Raw genomic sequence first — 17,412 nt, forward strand, 5'->3', positions numbered from 1 at the left:
AGTACGAGTCAAGTACCAACCCACACCAGGAGGAGCCCCCAGTGGCTAAGGCGAAGTTCGAGCGGACCAAGCCGCACGTCAACATCGGCACCATCGGTCACATCGACCACGGCAAGACGACGCTGACCGCGGCCATCTCGAAGGTGCTTCACGACAAGCACCCGGACCTCAACGAGGAGTCGCCGTTCGACTCCATCGACAAGGCACCCGAGGAGCGTCAGCGCGGCATCACCATCTCGATCGCGCACATCGAGTACCAGACCGAGGCGCGCCACTACGCGCACGTCGACTGCCCCGGTCACGCCGACTACGTGAAGAACATGATCACGGGCGCGGCGCAGATGGACGGCGCGATCCTCGTGGTCGCCGCCACCGACGGCCCGATGCCGCAGACGCGTGAGCACGTGCTGCTCGCCCGCCAGGTCGGCGTGCCGGCCCTGGTCGTGGCGCTCAACAAGTGCGACATGGTCGACGACGAGGAGCTCATCGAGCTCGTCGAGATGGAGGTGCGCGAGCTCCTCTCGGAGTACGACTTCCCGGGTGACGACCTGCCGGTCGTCCAGGTGGCGGCCTTCCCGGCGCTGCAGGGCGAGCAGAAGTGGGTCGACTCCATCGCCGAGCTCATGGACGCGGTGGACTCCTACATCCCGCAGCCCGAGCGCGACACCGACAAGCCGTTCCTGATGCCCGTCGAGGACGTCTTCACGATCACCGGTCGTGGCACCGTCATCACCGGTCGCATCGAGCGCGGCATCGTCAAGGTGAACGAGGAGGTCGAGATCGTCGGCATCCGCGAGACCTCGCAGAAGTCCACGGTCACCGGCGTCGAGATGTTCCGCAAGCTGCTCGACGAGGGCCAGGCCGGTGAGAACGTCGGTCTGCTCCTGCGCGGTACCAAGCGCGAGGACGTCGAGCGCGGCATGGTCGTCATCAAGCCGGGCACCACGACCCCGCACACCAACTTCGACGCGTCGGTCTACATCCTGTCGAAGGAGGAGGGCGGCCGCCACACGCCGTTCTTCAACAACTACCGCCCGCAGTTCTACTTCCGCACCACGGACGTGACCGGCGTCGTGACCCTCCCCGAGGGCACCGAGATGGTCATGCCGGGTGACAACACGGAGATGTCGGTCGAGCTGATCCAGCCGATCGCCATGGACGAGGGCCTGCGCTTCGCGATCCGGGAGGGTGGCCGCACCGTCGGCGCCGGCCGGGTCACCAAGATCACCAAGTGATCCCCGCCGGTCGCTGACCGGCACCCCAGCACCACCAGCACGGCCCCGGACCTCCAGGTCCGGGGCCGTTCTGCGTGTCCGGACTCCCGCCGGCCGGGGCGCGACGCGGATTCCGCGTCCCGACGAAGCACCCGCGATGATGGAGCCATGTCCGAGCACCACCTGCGCACCGCCCCCGCGCGTCCGCACCAGAAGCTGACCGACGACGGCCGCCGGATGCGCGAGGTGCTCAGCTACTCGCGACGCGGCAGCAGGTTCACTCCGAGCCAGCAGGAGGCCTGGGACGCCCACGCGCAGGCGTGGGTGGTGCCCGACGAGGAGGTCGACCGCGCGGACGTCGACGTCGCCTCGTGGTTCGGGCGCGAGGCCCCGCTGGTCGTGGAGATCGGCTGCGGGGTGGGGGAGGCCACCGGCGTGCTGGCCGCGGCGCGCCCCGACGTCAACGTCCTGGCGCTGGAGGTGTGGCGCCCCGGCGTGGCGGCCTCGCTGGCCGAGGTCGCGGCGGCGGGCGCCGACAACGTGCGCTTCTGCTCCGTCGACGCCGCCTGGTGCCTGGAGCACCTGGTGCCCGAGGGCGGCCTCGCGGAGCTGTGGACGTTCTTCCCCGACCCCTGGCCCAAGACGCGCCACCACAAGCGGCGCCTGGTCTCGCCGGGCTTCGCCGCCGTGGTGGCCTCACGGCTGCAGGTCGGCGGCCTGTGGCGCCTGGCCACCGACTGGGCCGACTACGCCGACCAGATGCTCGAGGTGCTCGACGCCGAGCCGGCTCTCTCGGGCGGGCGGGTGCCGCGGTGGCAGGACCGGCCGGTCACGAAGTTCGAGCGCAAGGGCCGCGAGGCCGGTCGCGAGATCACCGACCTGACCTACGCCAAGCACTGAGCCGCCTCGATTTGGACGAGGTCCGGCTGGTCTGCCAAGATGTTCAGGTTGCTCCGGCGGGTCGCCGGGGTGCGGCACACCTTGACTACTGAATCGCGTCTCCCCATCACCTGATGGATCGTGGCTCGGTGCTCGGCGTGCAGCCGCACCGCTCCTGCTGCACAGCAGGGGGGAGACCCGATCAGCCCGACGAACCGTCGGGCGTCACCCAGACAGCACAGCAGGCAGGACCCGGTCCTGTGTTGCGCCCGGAATTCGGTTCCGGACCGCGACACGCCCGACCGCGGGGGTCGGCTGGGGTGAAGGACAGCAGGGGGGACCGACTCAAGCCCGAGGACGTCCCGGACACGCACGCGGCAGATGAGAAGTAAGGACGAGAGAGACCTATGGCGGGACAGAAGATCCGCATCAGGCTCAAGGCCTATGACCACGAGGTGATCGACACCTCGGCGCGCAAGATCGTGGACACGGTCACCCGCACGGGTGCCAAGGTCGCCGGCCCGGTGCCGCTGCCGACCGAGAAGAACGTGTACTGCGTCATCCGCTCGCCCCACAAGTACAAGGATTCCCGCGAGCACTTCGAGATGCGCACCCACAAGCGCCTCATCGACATCATCGACCCCACCCCGAAGACCGTCGACTCGCTGATGCGTCTCGACCTTCCGGCCGGTGTCGACATCGAGATCAAGCTCTGAGGTCCGAGGACATGACGATCGAACACAACATGAAGGGGCTGCTGGGCACCAAGCTCGGCATGACCCAGCTGTGGGACGAGAACAACCGCGTCGTCCCCGTGACCGTGATCGCTGCGAGCACCAACGTGGTCACCCAGGTCCGCACTCCCGAGGTCGACGGCTACAACGCCGTGCAGATCGGGTACGGCGAGATCGAGGGCCGCAAGGTGAACAAGCCGAGCGCCGGTCACTTCGCCAAGGCGGGTCTCACCCCGCGCCGCCACCTCGTCGAGCTCCGCACCTCCGCGGCCGCTGAGTACACCGTGGGCCAGGAGCTCGCGGTCGACACCTTCGCCGCCGGCGAGGAGATCGACGTGACCGGCACCAGCAAGGGCAAGGGCTTCGCCGGCGTCATGAAGCGTCACGGCTTCGCCGGTGTCTCCGCCTCGCACGGTGCCCACCGCAACCACCGCAAGCCCGGCTCGATCGGCGCCTGCGCCACGCCGGGTCGTGTGTTCCGTGGTCAGCGGATGGCCGGTCGCATGGGTAACGACACCGTCACCACCCAGAACATCACCGTGCACGCCGTCGACACCGACAAGGGCCTGATCCTGCTGAAGGGTGCCGTCCCCGGCCCCAAGGGTGGTCTCGTGGTGCTGCGTTCGGCCGCCAAGAAGACCCAGGAGGCCTGAGCATGGCTGTCAAGACCGTCAAGGTCGACCTGCCCGCCGACATCTTCGACGCCAAGGTCAACGTCCCGTTGATCCACCAGGTCGTCGTCGCGCAGCAGGCCGCGGCCCGCCAGGGCACGCACGCCACCAAGACCCGCGGCGAGGTCCGCGGCGGTGGCCGCAAGCCCTACAAGCAGAAGGGCACCGGTCGCGCCCGCCAGGGCTCGACCCGCGCGCCCCAGTTCGCCGGTGGTGGCACCGTGCACGGCCCGCAGCCGCGCAGCTACGACCAGCGCACGCCCAAGAAGATGAAGGTCGCCGCCCTGCGCGGTGCCCTCTCCGACCGGGCCCGCCACGACCGCATCCACGTCGTCGAGTCGCTCGTCCAGGGCGAGAAGCCCGCCACCAAGGCCGCACTGGCCTCGCTGGCCGAGCTGACCGACCGCACCAAGTTCCTCGTCGTGCTCGAGCGCGCCGACTCCACGACCTGGCTCTCGCTGCGCAACGCGCCCGAGGTCCACGTCGTCGCCGTCGACCAGCTCAACACCTACGACGTGCTCGCGGCCGACGACATCGTGTTCAGCAAGGGCGCCTACGACGCGCTCGTCGCCGGCACCGCCACGTCGACCAAGGAGGTTTCCAAGTGAGCACCCTGCACAAGGACCACCGCGACGTGCTGCTCGCGCCGGTCGTCTCCGAGAAGAGCTACAGCCTCCTCGACACGAACAAGTACACGTTCGTGGTGCGCCCCGACGCCAACAAGACCGAGATCAAGATCGCCGTCGAGAAGATCTTCAACGTCAAGGTCACCTCGGTGAACACGCTGAACCGCCCCGGCAAGACCCGTCGCACGCGCAACGGGCTGGGCAAGCGCAAGGACACCAAGCGCGCCATCGTCAGCCTCGCCGAGGGTCACCGCATCGACATCTTCGGAGGTCCGGTCTCCTGACCGGGCCTGACGACACGAGGACTGAACACACATGGCTATCCGCAAGTACAAGCCGACAACGCCGGGCCGACGCGGCTCGTCGGTCGCCGACTTCGTCGAGATCACTCGCACGACGCCGGAGAAGTCGCTGACGGTGCCGCTGCCCAAGAAGGGCGGCCGCAACAACCAGGGCCGGATCACCACCCGGCACCAGGGTGGCGGTCACAAGCGTGCCTACCGGATCATCGACTTCCGTCGCTACGACAAGGACGGCGTCCCCGCGAAGGTCGCCCACATCGAGTACGACCCGAACCGCACGGCGCGCATCGCGCTGCTGCACTACGCCGACGGCGAGAAGCGCTACATCATCGCTCCTCGCGGCCTGGCGCAGGGCACCGTGGTCGAGTCGGGCACCGGTGCTGACATCAAGACCGGCAACAACCTCCCGCTGCGCAACATCCCGGTGGGTTCCACGATCCACTGCGTGGAGATGCGTCCCGGCGGCGGCGCCAAGATCGCCCGCTCGGCCGGCAACTCCGCCCAGCTCGTGGCCCGCGAGGGCTCGCGCGCCACGCTGCGCCTGCCCTCCGGCGAGATGCGCTTCGTCGACGTGCGCTGCCGCGCCACGCTCGGCGAGGTCGGCAACGCCGAGCAGTCGAACATCAACTGGGGCAAGGCCGGCCGCATGCGCTGGAAGGGCAAGCGCCCGACCGTGCGCGGTGTGGTCATGAACCCGGTCGACCACCCGCACGGTGGTGGCGAGGGCAAGACGTCCGGTGGACGTCACCCGGTGTCCCCCTGGGGCAAGCCCGAGGGCCGCACGCGCAAGCGCAAGGCCTCCGACTCCCAGATCATCCGTCGCCGCAAGTCCGGCAAGGGTAGGAAGTAAACGACATGCCTCGCAGCCTGAAGAAGGGCCCCTTCATCGATGGCCACCTGCAGAAGAAGGTGGACGCGGAGAACGAGAAGGGCACCCACAACGTCATCAAGACCTGGTCGCGCCGGTCGATGATCGTGCCGGACATGATCGGTCACACGATCGCCGTGCACGACGGTCGCAAGCACGTCCCGGTCTTCGTCACCGACTCGATGGTCGGTCACAAGCTGGGCGAGTTCGCCCCGACCCGCACGTACCGCGGACACGTCAAGGAAGACCGGAAGGGACGTCGCCGATGAGCACCACCGAGCGCATGCGCACGAGTGCCCGCCGCGAGACGCTTCTCGGCGACCAGCCGGGGGCCTTCGCGACCGCCCGCTTCACGCGGATCACGCCGATGAAGGCGCGCCGGGTCGTGGACATGGTCCGCGGCATGGCCGTCGACGAGGCCCTGGCGCTGCTGCAGTTCGCGCCCCAGGCCGCGGCGCAGACCGTCTACAAGGTCCTCGAGAGCGCCATCGCCAACGCCGAGACCACCGAGGGCCTGGCCGCTGCCGACCTCGTCGTCTCCGTCGCGATGGTCGACGAGGGCCCCACGATGAAGCGCTGGCGCCCGCGGGCCCAGGGCCGGGCCACGCGCATCAACAAGCGCACGAGCCACATCACCCTGGCCGTCCAGCCCGCCGACGTGGTGGCCGCGAAGGCCACCAAGCGCGGCCCGAAGAACGGAAAGAGTGCCTGATGGGACAGAAGATCAACCCCAACGGCTTCCGCCTGGGTATCAGCACCGACCACAAGTCGCGCTGGTACGCGGACAAGCTGTACAAGTCCTACGTCGGCGAGGACGTCGCCATCCGCAAGCTGCTCAGCAAGGGCATGGAGCGGGCCGGCATCGCCAAGGTCGAGATCGAGCGCACCCGTGACCGCGTGCGTGTGGACATCCACACCGCGCGTCCCGGCATCGTCATCGGCCGCCGTGGCGCCGAGGCCGACCGCATCCGTGGTGAGCTCGAGAAGCTCACCGGCAAGCAGGTGCAGCTGAACATCCTCGAGGTCAAGAGCCCCGAGATGGACGCCCAGCTCGTCGCCCAGGGTGTCGCCGAGCAGCTCGCCGGTCGCGTGCAGTTCCGCCGCGCGATGCGCAAGGCGATGCAGACCACGATGCGCTCGGGTGCCAAGGGCATCCGGATCCAGTGCTCGGGTCGCCTCAACGGCGCCGAGATGTCGCGCACGGAGTTCTACCGCGAGGGCCGCGTGCCCCTGCACACCCTGCGTGCCGACATCGACTACGGCTTCTACGAGGCCAAGACCACCTTCGGCCGCATTGGCGTGAAGGTCTGGATCTACAAGGGCGAGGTGTCCGGCTCCCGTGCCGAGCGCCAGGCCCAGGCCGCCTCGCGCGCCGGTGTCCCCGGTCGCGGCGGCAGCAACCGCCCCGCGCGTGGTGGCGAGCGTCCCAGCCGCGGCTCCCGCGGCGACCGTCCGGCCCGCTCGGACCGCGAGGGCTCGGCCCCCGCTGCCGACGCGCCGGCCCAGGCCGCTGCCCCCGCTGAGTCCACGGCCGGATCGGAGGCCTGAGAAATGTTGATGCCCCGTCGCGTCAAGCACCGCAAGCAGCACCACCCCAAGCGGACCGGTATGGCCAAGGGCGGCACGCAGCTCGCCTTCGGTGACTTCGGCATCCAGGCGGTGGAGGGTCACTACGTCACGAACCGGCAGATCGAGTCGGCTCGTATCGCGATGACCCGTCACATCAAGCGAGGCGGCAAGGTGTGGATCAACATCTACCCCGACCGCCCGCTGACCAAGAAGCCCGCCGAGACCCGCATGGGTTCGGGCAAGGGTTCCCCCGAGTGGTGGGTGGCGAACGTCAAGCCCGGCCGCGTCATGTTCGAACTTTCCGGCGTCACCGAGGACGTTGCCCGCGAGGCCATGCGCCGCGCGATGCACAAGCTCCCGATGAAGTGCCGGTTCATCTCGCGAGAGGCGGGTGAATTCTGATGGCCAACGGTGTCAAGGCCCACGAGCTCGACGAGATGAACGACGTCGACCTCGAGGCACGTCTGCGCGAGGCCAAGGAGGAGCTGTTCAACCTCCGGTTCCAGGCGGCCACCGGCCAGCTGGAGAGCCACGGTCGTCTGCGGACGGTCAAGAAGGACATCGCCCGGATCTACACCGTGGTGCGTGAGCGCGAGCTCGGCATCCGGACCACCCCGGGCAGCGACGAGAACGAGGACGGTGCCGCATGAGCGAGCAGGCAGTCGACAACGGCACCCCGCGCAACGACCGCAAGGTCCGCGAGGGTCTCGTCGTCAGCGACAAGATGGACAAGACCGTGGTCGTCTCCGTCGAGGACCGCGTCAAGCACGCGCTCTACGGCAAGGTGCTGCGCAAGACCAGCAAGCTCAAGGCGCACGACGAGCAGAACGAGTGCGGCACCGGCGACCGGGTCTTGATCATGGAGACCCGCCCGCTGTCGGCGACCAAGCGCTGGCGCGTGGTCGAGATCCTCGAGCGCGCCAAGTGACCCCTCGCCCCGCGCGAGCGAACAACCCCACCAGTTCGGCCAGGCTCGCCGTCCCTGAGACGCCGAGAACCGGCACGACAACCAGGAGAAATCGATGATTCAGCAGGAGTCGCGACTCAAGGTCGCCGACAACACCGGTGCGAAGGAGATCCTCTGCATCCGTGTTCTCGGCGGCTCGGGTCGGCGCTACGCCGGTATCGGCGACACCATCGTCGCCACCGTCAAGGACGCGATCCCCGGCGGCAACGTGAAGAAGGGTGACGTCGTCAAGGCCGTCATCGTGCGCACCGTCAAGGAGCGCCGCCGGGCCGACGGGTCCTACATCCGCTTCGACGAGAACGCGGCAGTGATCCTCAAGACCGATGGCGAGCCGCGCGGTACGCGCATCTTCGGCCCCGTCGGTCGTGAGCTTCGGGAGAAGAAGTTCATGAAGATCATCTCGCTCGCCCCGGAGGTGCTCTGAGCCATGGGCAAGAGTGTGAACATCAAGAAGGGCGACACCGTCAAGGTGATCGCCGGCAAGGACAAGGGTGCCGAGGGCAAGGTCATCCAGGTGCTCCGCGAGGAGCAGCGGGTGATCGTCGAGGGTGTGAACCGCATCAAGCGCCACACCAAGGTCGTCAACCAGGGTGGGCGTGACGGCAGCACCGGCGGCATCATCACCGCTGAGGCCTCCATCCACGTCTCCAACGTGATGCTGCTCGAGGACGGCGCCACGACCCGGATCGGCTTCCGCCGTGACCAGGTCACCAAGCGTCGCCCGGACGGCTCGACCTACGAGGCCGAGCGCAGCGTCCGCATCTCGCGCAAGACCGGCAAGGAGATCTGAGATGACTGAGACCCAGACCACCGACGCGCCGGAGATCTCGGCGAAGGTGCCGCCGCGGTTCAAGACCCGCTACCGCGAGGAGATCCTCCCCGCGCTCAAGGCGGAGTTCGAGATCGCCAACGTCATGCAGGTGCCCGGCCTGACTAAGATCGTGGTCAACATGGGCGTCGGCGAGGCTGCGCGCGACTCGAAGCTGATCGAGGGTGCGGTCAAGGACCTCACCGCGATCACCGGCCAGAAGCCGACCGTGACCAAGGCCCGCAAGTCCATCGCGCAGTTCAAGCTGCGCGAGGGCATGCCGATCGGTGCGCACGTCACGCTGCGCGGCGACCGCATGTGGGAGTTCCTGGACCGCCTGCTGACCCTGGCGCTGCCCCGCATCCGCGACTTCCGGGGGCTCAACCCCGGCCAGTTCGACGGTCGCGGCAACTACACCTTCGGTCTGACCGAGCAGGTCATGTTCCACGAGATCGACCAGGACAAGATCGACCGCTCGCGCGGCATGGACATCACCGTGGTCACCACGGCCACCACTGACGACCAGGGCCGCGCGCTGCTCAAGCAGCTCGGCTTCCCGTTCAAGGAGAACTGACATGGCGAAGACCGCCCTGAAGGTCAAGGCTGCTCGCAAGCCGAAGTTCGCGGTGCGTGGCTACACCCGTTGCCAGCGCTGCGGCCGCCCCAAGGCCGTGTACCGCAAGTTCGGCCTGTGCCGGATCTGCCTGCGCGAGATGGCGCACCGCGGCGAGCTGCCCGGCGTGACCAAGTCCAGCTGGTGAACCAGACCTCCCGTTCCATCTACACACGATCGCTGCAGGTCGCCCTTGAGATGCAGGGGCGAAACCACGGTGGAGAAAGGGCCTCACGGCCATGACGATGACTGACCCGATCGCAGACATGCTGACCCGTCTGCGCAACGCCAACCAGGCGTACCACGACGCTGTGACCATGCCGTACAGCAAGCTCAAGCAGGGCGTCGCGGAGATCCTCAAGCAGGAGGGGTACATCACCTCCTTCGACGTTGCCGAGCCTGCTGAGGGCGAGGTCGGCAAGACGCTGACCATCACCCTCAAGTACGGCCGCAACCGGGAGCGCTCCATCGCGGGCGTTCGCCGCATCAGCAAGCCGGGCCTGCGGGTCTACGCCAAGCACACGGGTCTCCCGAAGGTGCTGGGCGGACTGGGCGTCGCGATCATCTCGACGAGCCAGGGCCTGCTGACCGACCGCCAGGCAAACCAGAAGGGCGTGGGTGGGGAAGTCCTCGCCTACGTCTGGTGACGACGAGACCGAGATAGGAGAAACGAAGCATGTCGCGCATTGGCAAGCTCCCCGTCGCGGTCCCGTCCGGTGTCGACGTGGCGATCGACGGCCCGCTGGTGACTGTGAAGGGGCCCAAGGGCACCCTCTCGCACTCCGTGGCGAGCCCGATCACCGTCGAGCAGGGTGACGGCGTCCTCGACGTCAAGCGTCCTGACGACGAGCGCGAGTCGCGCTCGTTGCACGGGCTGACCCGCACGTTGGTCAACAACATGGTCGTCGGTGTCACCGACGGCTACGAGAAGAAGCTCGAGATCGTCGGCGTGGGCTACCGCGTCCTCTCGAAGGGCCCGACCCAGCTGGAGTTCCAGCTCGGGTACTCCCACCCGATCATCGTCGACGCCCCCGAGGGCATCTCGTTCACGGTCGAGGGCCCGACCAAGCTCGGTGTCCAGGGCATCGACAAGCAGCTCGTCGGTGAGGTCGCGGCCAACATCCGCAAGCTGCGCAAGCCGGAGCCCTACAAGGGCAAGGGCGTGCGTTACGCCGGCGAGCAGGTCCGCCGCAAGGTCGGAAAGGCTGGTAAGTGACCATGGGTATCTCGCTGTCGAACAACAAGCACACTGCGACGCGCACCCGTTCGCGTCTGCGCCGTCAGATGCGCGGTCGCAAGAAGGTGCACGGCACCGCCGAGCGTCCGCGTCTCGTCGTGACCCGCAGCTCCAAGCACATCTCCGTCCAGGTCGTGGACGACCTCGTCGGCAAGACGCTGGCCAGCGCCTCCACCATGGAGGGCGACCTGCGGGGCTACGAGGGCGACAAGACCGCCAAGGCGAAGAAGGTCGGCGAGCTCGTCGCCGAGCGCGCCAAGGCTGCCGGAGTCGACGGGGTCGTCTTCGACCGCGCCGGCAACAAGTACCACGGTCGCGTCGCGGCCCTGGCGGACGGCGCCCGCTCGGGCGGCCTGACCTTCTGATCGCACGTACAGCAACAACAGAGAAGAGGAAAGTCTCATGAGCGGAGCCCAGCGCGGACAGCGTGGTGGCGAGCGCCGTGGTCGCGACGACCGTCGCGGTAACCAGGGCGCGGACAAGACCGCCTACATCGAGCGCGTCGTTGCGATCAACCGTGTCGCCAAGGTCGTGAAGGGTGGTCGTCGCTTCAGCTTCACCGCCCTCGTGGTCGTCGGTGACGGTGAGGGTCTGGTCGGCGTCGGCTACGGCAAGGCCAAGGAGGTGCCCGCGGCGATCGCCAAGGGCGTCGAGGAGGCGAAGAAGAACTTCTTCCGCGTCCCTCGCATCCAGGGCACCATCCCGCACCCGGTCCAGGGGGAGAAGGCGGCTGGCGTCGTCATGCTCCGCCCGGCCGCGCCCGGTACCGGTGTGATCGCCGGTGGCCCGGTGCGTGCGGTGCTCGAGTGCGCCGGCATCCACGACATCCTGAGCAAGTCCCTGGGATCGTCGAACCAGATCAACATCGTGCACGCGACCGTCGAGGCGCTGCGCATGCTCGAGCAGCCCGAGGCCGTGGCCGCCCGTCGTGGGCTGCCGGTCGAGGACGTCGCCCCGGCGGCGCTGCTCAAGGCGCGCACCGAGGTCCCGGCGGGCGTGTCGCAGGAGGTGTCCTCCTGATGGCACAGCTCAAGGTCCAGCAGAACAAGGGCCTGGTCGGCCTCAAGGCCAACCAGCGCGAGACGCTGCGCACGCTCGGTCTCAAGCGGATCGGCGACGTGGTCGTCAAGGAGGACCGCCCGGAGATCCGGGGCATGGTCAACACGGTTCGTCACCTGGTGACCGTCGAGGAGGTCGAGTGACATGACGACGCTCAAGCTGCACCACCTGCGCCCGGCCAAGGGCGCCAAGACCGCCAAGACCCGCGTGGGTCGCGGTGAGGCCTCGAAGGGCAAGACCTCGGGTCGCGGTACCAAGGGCACCAAGGCCCGCTACCAGGTCCCGGTCGCCTTCGAGGGTGGCCAGATGCCCATCCACATGCGGCTCCCGAAGCTCAAGGGCTTCAAGAACCCGTTCAAGGTGGAGTTCCAGGTCGTCAACCTGGACCGTCTCAGCGCACTGTTCCCCGAGGGTGGCACCGTCACCGTCGAGGACCTCGTCGCCAAGGGGGCCGTCCGCGACGGTCACCCGGTGAAGGTGCTGGGCCAGGGCGACATCTCGGTCAAGGTCGACGTGAGCGCCCAGGCGTTCTCGGCCTCGGCCGTCTCGAAGATCGAGGCCGCCGGCGGCTCGACCACCACGGTCTGAGCCCAGGGCGACACCACGATGAGGGCGCGGGAGAGCGCCGCCGTGAGGCGGCCTCCCGCGCCCTTCGTCGTCGGTGCCCCCGGGTCGTTGCCCGGTCCGCCGGGGAGCGTGACATCGTGGCGAGCTCAGCCTGTTAGGCTTCCCGAGGCTTCCTGGGTGTGCCCGGGGAGCCGTCATTCTGTGTGGAGAAAGAGGATCTCGTGCTAGGCGCTTTCGCCAACGCTTTCAGGACGCCGGACCTGCGGCGCAAGCTGCTCTTCGTCCTGATGATCATCGTGATCTTCCGGGCCGGGTCCCAGATCCCGGCGCCGGGGGTGGACGTCGCCAACGTGCAGCAGTGCATCGACCTGGCCTCCCAGGGCGAGAACGCGAGCCTGTACAGCCTGGTGAACCTGTTCTCGGGCGGGGCGCTGCTGCAGCTGACGATCTTCGCGCTCGGGATCATGCCCTACATCACCGCCAGCATCATCCTGCAGCTGCTCGTCGTGGTGATCCCACGGCTCGAGGCGCTGAAGAAGGAGGGCCAGGCGGGCCAGACCAAGATCACCCAGTACACGCGCTACCTGACGCTGGGGCTCTCGGTCCTGCAGGCCACCGGCATCGTGGCGCTGGCGCGCTCGGGCAACCTGCTGCAGTGCGAGCTGCCGCTGCTGCACGACGAGTCCACCTCGACGTTCCTGACCATGGTGATCACGATGACCGCCGGCACGGCCGTCATCATGTGGCTCGGTGAGCTGATCACCGAGCGGGGCGTCGGCAACGGCATGTCGATCCTGATCTTCTGCCAGGTCGTCGCGACCTTCCCCGCAGCACTGTGGGAGGTCCAGAAGTCGCAGGGCTGGTGGCTCTTCGGCGTCGTGCTGGCCATCGGCCTGGTGATCGTGGCCGCGGTGATCTTCATCGAGCAGGCCCAGCGCCGGATCCCGGTCCAGTACGCGCGGCGCATGGTCGGGCGCAAGATGTTCGGCGGCTCCTCCACCTACATCCCGCTCAAGGTGAACCAGGCCGGCATCATCCCGGTCATCTTCGCCTCGTCGCTGCTCTACCTGCCGGCGATGGCGGTGCAGTTCAACCAGAACAGCTCCTCGGGCTGGATCACCTTCGTGAGCCGCTACTTCGTCAACGGCGACCACCCGTTCTACATGATCACCTACTTCGCGCTGATCGTGTTCTTCACCTACTTCTACGTGTCGATCACCTTCAACCCCCACGAGGTGGCCGACAACATGAAGAAGTACGGCGGCTTCATCCCCGGGATCCGGGCGGGCAAGCCGACCGAGGACTACCTGTCCTACGTCCTGTCCCGCATCACGCTGCCGGGCGCTCTCTACCTGGGTCTGATCGCACTCATCCCGCTGATCGCACTGGTGCTCATCGAGGCCAACCAGAACTTCCCGTTCGGCGGCACCTCCATCCTGATCATGGTGGGCGTCGCGCTCGACACGGTGAAGCAGATCGAGAGCCAGCTCCAGCAGCGCAACTACGAAGGATTCCTGCGTTGAGGCTGATCCTGATGGGCCCCCCGGGGGCCGGCAAGGGCACCCAGGCCAAGTTCGTGGCCGAGCACTACTCGGTGCCCGCGATCTCCACCGGTGACATCTTCCGGGCCAACGTCTCCCAGGGGACCCCCCTGGGACTCGAGGCCCAGCGCTACATGGATGCCGGTGACTACGTGCCCGACGAGGTCACCAACTCCATGGTGTCCAACCGCATCGCCGAGGACGACGCCAGCAACGGCTTCCTGCTCGACGGCTACCCGCGCACCCTGGCCCAGGTCGAGGAGCTCGACGCGATGGTGGGCGCCCGCGAGGAGCGCATCGACGCCGTCGTGGTGCTGACGGTCGAGATGGACGAGATCGTGCAGCGGCTGCTCCAGCGCGCCCAGACCGAGGGTCGTGCCGACGACACCGAAGAGGTCATCCGGCGCCGCCAGGAGGTCTACGCCGAGCAGACCGAGCCGCTCATCGAGGTCTACCGCGAGCGAGGCCTGCTCGTCGAGGTCGACGGCATGGGCGAGGTCGCCGAGGTGACCCGCCGGGTGCTCGAGGCGCTCGACTCCTCGCCGCGCGGCTGAGGTCGCTGCTCCGTGGGACTGCGTGACCGAGGGCTGGAGATCAAGAGCGCCGAGCAGGTCGACCTGATGCGCAAGGCCGGGCTGGTCGTGGGGGAGACCCTCGAGCTGATGCGGGCCTCGGCGCGCGCCGGCGTCTCCACGGCCGAGCTCGACGCCATCGCCGAGGACAGCATCCGCTCGCGCGGCGCGACCCCGTCGTTCAAGGGCTACTACGGCTTCCCGGGCTCGATCTGCACCTCGGTCAACGACGTGGTCGTCCACGGCATCCCCGACGCGCGGGTGCTCGCCGACGGCGACGTGGTCTCCATCGACTGCGGCGCGATCGTGGACGGCTGGCACGGCGACGCCGCCATCACCGTCGCGGTGGGGGAGGTGGCCCCCGAGGTGCGAGAGCTGATGCGCACCACCCAGGAGGCCCTGTGGCGTGGCATCGCCGCCGCGCGTCCGGGTGGCCGGGTCACCGACATCTCCCACGCGGTCGAGACCCACGTGCGGGCCCAGGGCTCCTACGGCATCCTCGAGGACTACGTCGGGCACGGCATCGGCACCGAGATGCACCTGCCCCCCAACGTGCCGAACTACGGCAAGCCGGGCCGCGGGCCGCGGCTGGTCGAGGGCCTGGCGCTCGCCGTGGAGCCGATGATCACCCTGGGTGGCAAGGGCACCGCCGTGCTCGAGGACGACTGGACCGTGGTGACCACCGACGGCAGCTGGTCGGCCCACTACGAGCACACCTTCACGCTCACCGAGACCGGCACCTGGGTGCTGACCGCGCTCGACGGCGGTGAGGACGCCCTGGGCGAGCTCGGCGTCGCGTTCGGCGGCCGCTGACCGGCTGATCGCGCGGGCCCGGGCGGCGTACGCCCTCGTCGAGGCGGGGCTGTGCCCACGCCCGTGCGATGATGGGCGCCGCAGGGGGGAGTATTCCTTCGTCACCGCCTCGTCAGCACGACCGGTCCTCGACCGGTCCGGGGCCGTGGGTCGCAGCAGCGGCGGGAGAGACCTCGGCGCCCTCGCCAACCCCATGACCCAGGAGGAACCCTGTGGACGTCTCCGCCCTCGAATGGGGCATCACGATCACCGTCACGTGTGCCGTGCTGCTCTTCGACGTCATCCTCATCTCGCGCAAGCCGCACGAGCCCACCATGCGCGAGAGCACGATCGCGTTCATCCTGTACATGACCGCCGCGGCGCTGTTCGGGCTCTGGACCTGGGTCTTCCACGGCCAGGAGTACGGCGTCGACTACTTCACCGGCTTCGTGGTGGAGAAGAGCCTCTCGGTCGACAACCTCTTCGTCTTCATCGTGCTGATGGCGGCCCTGAAGGTGCCCCGCAAGTACCAGCAGGAGGCCCTGATGGTGGGCATCATCCTGGCCCTGGTCTTCCGCGGCATCTTCATCGCGGTCGGCTACGCGCTGATCCAGAACTTCAGCTGGGTCTTCTACATCTTCGGTGCCTTCCTCATCTACACCGCGATCAACCTGGTGCGCTCCTACCGCAAGCACGAGGAGGAGCACCCCGAGGACTCGCGCATCGTGAAGTTCGCGCAGAACCACCTCAACGTCGGGGACTCCTGGCACGGCCTGAAGCTCTTCTACCGCGAGAACGGCGTGCGCTTCGCCTCCCCGATGCTCATCGTCATCATCGCGCTGGGCTTCACCGACGTGCTGTTCGCGCTCGACTCGATCCCCGCGATCTTCGGCATCACCCAGGAGCCCTACCTGGTCTTCACCGCCAACGTCTTCGCGCTGATGGGCCTGCGCCAGCTCTACTTCCTGATCGGCGGCCTGCTCGAGCGCCTGGTCTACCTGTCGCTGGGGCTCTCGTTCATCCTGGCCTGGATCGGTGCCAAGCTGGTGATCCACGCCCTCTACGAGAGCGAGGTCATCGGCTGGGAGGTGCCGACGCTGCTGAGCCTGGCGGTGATCCTGGTGGCCCTGACGATCACGGCCCTGGCCAGCCTGGCCAAGACGAAGTCGGACGAGAAGGCCGAGGTCGAGAAGAGCGACGTGCCGCCGGCACCGCGCGCGTCGGAGTAGCGCCAGCGGAATAAGCGACGGGTCGTCGAGCGCTCCTCGTGGGTGACCTCGCCGACTCTCTCCGTCCTCGACCTGGTGCCCGTGCGCACCGACCAGACCACCTCGGACGCGGTGCGCGCCAGCCTCGACCTGGCCCGCGTCGCCGACGAGGTCGGGGCCGCGCGCTACTGGGTGGCCGAGCACCACAACATGCCCGCGGTCGCGGCCACCAACCCGCCCGTGCTCATCGGCCTGCTGGCCGCGGCCACCAGCCGCATCCGGGTCGGCTCGGGCGGGGTGATGCTGCCCAACCACGCGCCGCTGGTGGTCGCCGAGCAGTTCAGCCTGCTCGAGGCCGCGTTCCCGGGCCGCATCGACCTGGGGATCGGCCGGGCGCCCGGCACCGACCCGGTCACGTCGTACGCGCTGCGCCACGGTGCCGGCGGGGTCGGCGACGACGCCGTCTCGCGCTTCCCCGAGTACGTCGACAACGTCGCCGCGATGATGGCCCCGGAGGGCGTGGGCGTCTCGGTGCAGGGCCGCACCCAGTCGCTGCGCGCCACCCCGGTGGCCGCGAGCGTGCCGACCATGTGGCTGCTGGGCTCCTCCGACTACTCCGCGCGGCTGGCCGCCGAGCGCGGCCTGCCCTACGTCTTCGCGCACCACTTCTCGGGGCAGGGGACCGCCGAGGCGCTGGCGCTCTACCGCGAGGGCTTCCGCCCCTCGGAGGTGCTCGACGCGCCGCGGACCTTCCTGACCGTCAACGCCGCCGTCGCACCCACGGCCGAGGAGGCGCAGCGCCTGGCGCTGCCGCACCTGCAGATGATGCTGGCGCTGCGCACGGGCCAGCCGCTGAGCGCCCAGCGCCTCGTCGAGGAGGCCGAGGAGGTGGGCGTGCCCGAGCAGCAGCAGCCGCTCGTGGAGGCCATGTCGCGGCGCTGGGCGATCGGTGACCCCGAGACCGCGCGCGCCCGCCTCGCCGAGCTCGCCGCCGAGCACGGGGTCGACGAGGTGATGGTGCACCCGGTGGCGTCGGCGTACGCCGGCACCGACCCGGCCGCCTCTCCCGCCCGCGAGCAGACCCTGCGCCTGCTGGCGTCCTGATTAGGGATCCCGAGCGGGCCGCGTCTATGCTGGCGTGTCGGCCCAACGTGGGTCTGTTTCGTGGCGCCTCGCGGCTGCCCG

At 68.6% G+C, this 17,412-nt stretch carries 27 protein-coding genes and 1 pseudogene; all 28 read left to right on the plus strand.

Annotated features, from left to right (window positions below; genetic code table 11):
* Positions 1 to 41 precede the first annotated feature (41 nt).
* The 28 genes and pseudogenes from tuf (at position 42) to JOE61_RS14425 (ending at position 17,331) form a co-directional block, all read left to right on the plus strand.
* The gene (gene tuf / locus JOE61_RS14290) at positions 42 to 1,235 is read left to right on the plus strand and encodes an elongation factor Tu (protein WP_193668501.1); all 1,194 of its coding nucleotides are present in this window, start codon (positions 42 to 44) and stop codon (positions 1,233 to 1,235) included.
* Positions 1,236 to 1,382: 147 nt separating this feature from the next.
* Positions 1,383 to 2,114 carry a tRNA (guanosine(46)-N7)-methyltransferase TrmB gene (gene trmB, locus JOE61_RS14295; RefSeq protein ID WP_193668500.1) on the plus strand — a complete coding sequence of 244 codons (732 nt, stop codon included), beginning with the start codon at positions 1,383 to 1,385 and terminating at the stop codon, positions 2,112 to 2,114.
* Between the two features lie 386 nt (positions 2,115 to 2,500).
* Positions 2,501 to 2,809: a 30S ribosomal protein S10 gene (gene rpsJ / locus JOE61_RS14300; RefSeq protein WP_008360994.1), complete on the plus strand. Its 309-nt coding sequence runs from the start codon at positions 2,501 to 2,503 to the stop codon at positions 2,807 to 2,809.
* Between the two features lie 11 nt (positions 2,810 to 2,820).
* Positions 2,821 to 3,480 (plus strand): 50S ribosomal protein L3, encoded by a 660-nt coding sequence (rplC, locus tag JOE61_RS14305; RefSeq protein ID WP_193668499.1) that lies wholly within the window; start codon positions 2,821 to 2,823, stop codon positions 3,478 to 3,480.
* A gap of 2 nt (positions 3,481 to 3,482) precedes the next feature.
* Positions 3,483 to 4,100 (plus strand): annotated as a pseudogene (rplD, locus tag JOE61_RS14310) (50S ribosomal protein L4); the annotation flags it as partial.
* Between the two features lie 2 nt (positions 4,101 to 4,102).
* Positions 4,103 to 4,408 (plus strand): 50S ribosomal protein L23, encoded by a 306-nt coding sequence (rplW, locus tag JOE61_RS14315; RefSeq protein WP_179614241.1) that lies wholly within the window; start codon positions 4,103 to 4,105, stop codon positions 4,406 to 4,408.
* Positions 4,409 to 4,439: 31 nt separating this feature from the next.
* Complete coding sequence (gene rplB / locus JOE61_RS14320; RefSeq protein WP_193668497.1) at positions 4,440 to 5,276, plus strand: 50S ribosomal protein L2; 837 nt, start codon at positions 4,440 to 4,442, stop codon at positions 5,274 to 5,276.
* Between the two features lie 5 nt (positions 5,277 to 5,281).
* Positions 5,282 to 5,563 carry a 30S ribosomal protein S19 gene (rpsS, locus tag JOE61_RS14325; RefSeq protein WP_179614239.1) on the plus strand — a complete coding sequence of 94 codons (282 nt, stop codon included), beginning with the start codon at positions 5,282 to 5,284 and terminating at the stop codon, positions 5,561 to 5,563.
* Positions 5,560 to 6,006: a 50S ribosomal protein L22 gene (gene rplV / locus JOE61_RS14330; RefSeq protein ID WP_193668496.1), complete on the plus strand. Its 447-nt coding sequence runs from the start codon at positions 5,560 to 5,562 to the stop codon at positions 6,004 to 6,006. Before rpsS ends, rplV begins: the two co-directional genes overlap by 4 nt.
* On the plus strand, positions 6,006 to 6,842 hold the full coding sequence (rpsC, locus tag JOE61_RS14335) for a 30S ribosomal protein S3 (RefSeq protein WP_193668495.1): 837 nt from the start codon (positions 6,006 to 6,008) through the stop codon (positions 6,840 to 6,842). Before rplV ends, rpsC begins: the two co-directional genes overlap by 1 nt.
* A 3-nt stretch (positions 6,843 to 6,845) precedes the next feature.
* On the plus strand, positions 6,846 to 7,265 hold the full coding sequence (rplP, locus tag JOE61_RS14340; RefSeq protein WP_193668494.1) for a 50S ribosomal protein L16: 420 nt from the start codon (positions 6,846 to 6,848) through the stop codon (positions 7,263 to 7,265).
* Positions 7,265 to 7,513: a 50S ribosomal protein L29 gene (rpmC, locus tag JOE61_RS14345; protein WP_193668493.1), complete on the plus strand. Its 249-nt coding sequence runs from the start codon at positions 7,265 to 7,267 to the stop codon at positions 7,511 to 7,513. The genes rplP and rpmC overlap by 1 nt, the downstream gene beginning before the upstream one ends.
* Positions 7,510 to 7,791, plus strand: a complete 282-nt coding sequence (gene rpsQ, locus JOE61_RS14350; protein WP_179614235.1) for a 30S ribosomal protein S17 — start codon at positions 7,510 to 7,512, stop codon at positions 7,789 to 7,791. Before rpmC ends, rpsQ begins: the two co-directional genes overlap by 4 nt.
* Before the next feature lie 94 nt (positions 7,792 to 7,885).
* Positions 7,886 to 8,254: a 50S ribosomal protein L14 gene (rplN, locus tag JOE61_RS14355; protein WP_068105909.1), complete on the plus strand. Its 369-nt coding sequence runs from the start codon at positions 7,886 to 7,888 to the stop codon at positions 8,252 to 8,254.
* A gap of 3 nt (positions 8,255 to 8,257) precedes the next feature.
* Positions 8,258 to 8,620, plus strand: a complete 363-nt coding sequence (gene rplX, locus JOE61_RS14360) for a 50S ribosomal protein L24 (protein WP_227491581.1) — start codon at positions 8,258 to 8,260, stop codon at positions 8,618 to 8,620.
* A 1-nt stretch (position 8,621) separates the two neighbouring features.
* Positions 8,622 to 9,212: a 50S ribosomal protein L5 gene (rplE, locus tag JOE61_RS14365; RefSeq protein ID WP_204797247.1), complete on the plus strand. Its 591-nt coding sequence runs from the start codon at positions 8,622 to 8,624 to the stop codon at positions 9,210 to 9,212.
* Position 9,213: 1 nt separating this feature from the next.
* Entirely contained in the window at positions 9,214 to 9,399 is a 186-nt protein-coding gene (locus JOE61_RS14370) for a type Z 30S ribosomal protein S14 (RefSeq protein ID WP_011757321.1), read from the plus strand.
* A gap of 91 nt (positions 9,400 to 9,490) precedes the next feature.
* Positions 9,491 to 9,898 (plus strand): 30S ribosomal protein S8, encoded by a 408-nt coding sequence (gene rpsH / locus JOE61_RS14375; protein ID WP_179614234.1) that lies wholly within the window; start codon positions 9,491 to 9,493, stop codon positions 9,896 to 9,898.
* Between the two features lie 29 nt (positions 9,899 to 9,927).
* A complete protein-coding gene (rplF, locus tag JOE61_RS14380) occupies positions 9,928 to 10,467 on the plus strand; it encodes a 50S ribosomal protein L6 (RefSeq protein ID WP_193668492.1) in 540 nt (179 codons plus the stop codon).
* A gap of 2 nt (positions 10,468 to 10,469) precedes the next feature.
* Positions 10,470 to 10,853 carry a 50S ribosomal protein L18 gene (gene rplR, locus JOE61_RS14385; RefSeq protein ID WP_193668673.1) on the plus strand — a complete coding sequence of 128 codons (384 nt, stop codon included), beginning with the start codon at positions 10,470 to 10,472 and terminating at the stop codon, positions 10,851 to 10,853.
* A 37-nt stretch (positions 10,854 to 10,890) separates the two neighbouring features.
* Positions 10,891 to 11,508 carry a 30S ribosomal protein S5 gene (gene rpsE / locus JOE61_RS14390; RefSeq protein ID WP_179614231.1) on the plus strand — a complete coding sequence of 206 codons (618 nt, stop codon included), beginning with the start codon at positions 10,891 to 10,893 and terminating at the stop codon, positions 11,506 to 11,508.
* Complete coding sequence (gene rpmD / locus JOE61_RS14395) at positions 11,508 to 11,690, plus strand: 50S ribosomal protein L30 (protein WP_193668491.1); 183 nt, start codon at positions 11,508 to 11,510, stop codon at positions 11,688 to 11,690. Before rpsE ends, rpmD begins: the two co-directional genes overlap by 1 nt.
* 1 nt (position 11,691) lies before the next feature.
* Entirely contained in the window at positions 11,692 to 12,135 is a 444-nt protein-coding gene (gene rplO, locus JOE61_RS14400) for a 50S ribosomal protein L15 (RefSeq protein ID WP_193668490.1), read from the plus strand.
* A gap of 200 nt (positions 12,136 to 12,335) precedes the next feature.
* Entirely contained in the window at positions 12,336 to 13,637 is a 1,302-nt protein-coding gene (secY, locus tag JOE61_RS14405; RefSeq protein ID WP_193668489.1) for a preprotein translocase subunit SecY, read from the plus strand.
* Complete coding sequence (locus JOE61_RS14410; RefSeq protein ID WP_193668488.1) at positions 13,634 to 14,209, plus strand: adenylate kinase; 576 nt, start codon at positions 13,634 to 13,636, stop codon at positions 14,207 to 14,209. The genes secY and JOE61_RS14410 overlap by 4 nt, the downstream gene beginning before the upstream one ends.
* A gap of 12 nt (positions 14,210 to 14,221) precedes the next feature.
* A complete protein-coding gene (gene map, locus JOE61_RS14415) occupies positions 14,222 to 15,040 on the plus strand; it encodes a type I methionyl aminopeptidase (protein WP_193668487.1) in 819 nt (272 codons plus the stop codon).
* A gap of 212 nt (positions 15,041 to 15,252) precedes the next feature.
* A complete protein-coding gene (locus tag JOE61_RS14420) occupies positions 15,253 to 16,248 on the plus strand; it encodes a TerC family protein (protein ID WP_193668486.1) in 996 nt (331 codons plus the stop codon).
* Positions 16,249 to 16,290: 42 nt separating this feature from the next.
* The gene (locus tag JOE61_RS14425; protein WP_193668485.1) at positions 16,291 to 17,331 is read left to right on the plus strand and encodes an LLM class flavin-dependent oxidoreductase; all 1,041 of its coding nucleotides are present in this window, start codon (positions 16,291 to 16,293) and stop codon (positions 17,329 to 17,331) included.
* The last annotated feature ends 81 nt before the right edge of the window (positions 17,332 to 17,412 follow it).

Source organism: Nocardioides salarius (genome assembly GCF_016907435.1).
Taxonomy (GTDB): Bacteria; Actinomycetota; Actinomycetes; order Propionibacteriales; family Nocardioidaceae; genus Nocardioides; species Nocardioides salarius.

Coding starts and splice junctions, on each gene's coding strand:
- trmB (WP_193668500.1), top strand. CDS start 1,383: ATGTCCGAGCACCACCTGCGCACCGCCCCCGCGCGTCCGCACCAGAAG.
- rplX (WP_227491581.1), top strand. CDS start 8,258: ATGGGCAAGAGTGTGAACATCAAGAAGGGCGACACCGTCAAGGTGATC.
- JOE61_RS14370 (WP_011757321.1), top strand. CDS start 9,214: ATGGCGAAGACCGCCCTGAAGGTCAAGGCTGCTCGCAAGCCGAAGTTC.
- rpsH (WP_179614234.1), top strand. CDS start 9,491: ATGACGATGACTGACCCGATCGCAGACATGCTGACCCGTCTGCGCAAC.
- rplR (WP_193668673.1), top strand. CDS start 10,470: ATGGGTATCTCGCTGTCGAACAACAAGCACACTGCGACGCGCACCCGT.
- rpsJ (WP_008360994.1), top strand. CDS start 2,501: ATGGCGGGACAGAAGATCCGCATCAGGCTCAAGGCCTATGACCACGAG.
- rpsS (WP_179614239.1), top strand. CDS start 5,282: ATGCCTCGCAGCCTGAAGAAGGGCCCCTTCATCGATGGCCACCTGCAG.
- rplN (WP_068105909.1), top strand. CDS start 7,886: ATGATTCAGCAGGAGTCGCGACTCAAGGTCGCCGACAACACCGGTGCG.
- rplB (WP_193668497.1), top strand. CDS start 4,440: ATGGCTATCCGCAAGTACAAGCCGACAACGCCGGGCCGACGCGGCTCG.
- rplV (WP_193668496.1), top strand. CDS start 5,560: ATGAGCACCACCGAGCGCATGCGCACGAGTGCCCGCCGCGAGACGCTT.
- rplE (WP_204797247.1), top strand. CDS start 8,622: ATGACTGAGACCCAGACCACCGACGCGCCGGAGATCTCGGCGAAGGTG.
- rpsQ (WP_179614235.1), top strand. CDS start 7,510: ATGAGCGAGCAGGCAGTCGACAACGGCACCCCGCGCAACGACCGCAAG.
- rpsE (WP_179614231.1), top strand. CDS start 10,891: ATGAGCGGAGCCCAGCGCGGACAGCGTGGTGGCGAGCGCCGTGGTCGC.
- rplP (WP_193668494.1), top strand. CDS start 6,846: ATGTTGATGCCCCGTCGCGTCAAGCACCGCAAGCAGCACCACCCCAAG.
- rpmD (WP_193668491.1), top strand. CDS start 11,508: ATGGCACAGCTCAAGGTCCAGCAGAACAAGGGCCTGGTCGGCCTCAAG.
- rplF (WP_193668492.1), top strand. CDS start 9,928: ATGTCGCGCATTGGCAAGCTCCCCGTCGCGGTCCCGTCCGGTGTCGAC.
- rpsC (WP_193668495.1), top strand. CDS start 6,006: ATGGGACAGAAGATCAACCCCAACGGCTTCCGCCTGGGTATCAGCACC.
- rplO (WP_193668490.1), top strand. CDS start 11,692: ATGACGACGCTCAAGCTGCACCACCTGCGCCCGGCCAAGGGCGCCAAG.
- rplC (WP_193668499.1), top strand. CDS start 2,821: ATGACGATCGAACACAACATGAAGGGGCTGCTGGGCACCAAGCTCGGC.
- rpmC (WP_193668493.1), top strand. CDS start 7,265: ATGGCCAACGGTGTCAAGGCCCACGAGCTCGACGAGATGAACGACGTC.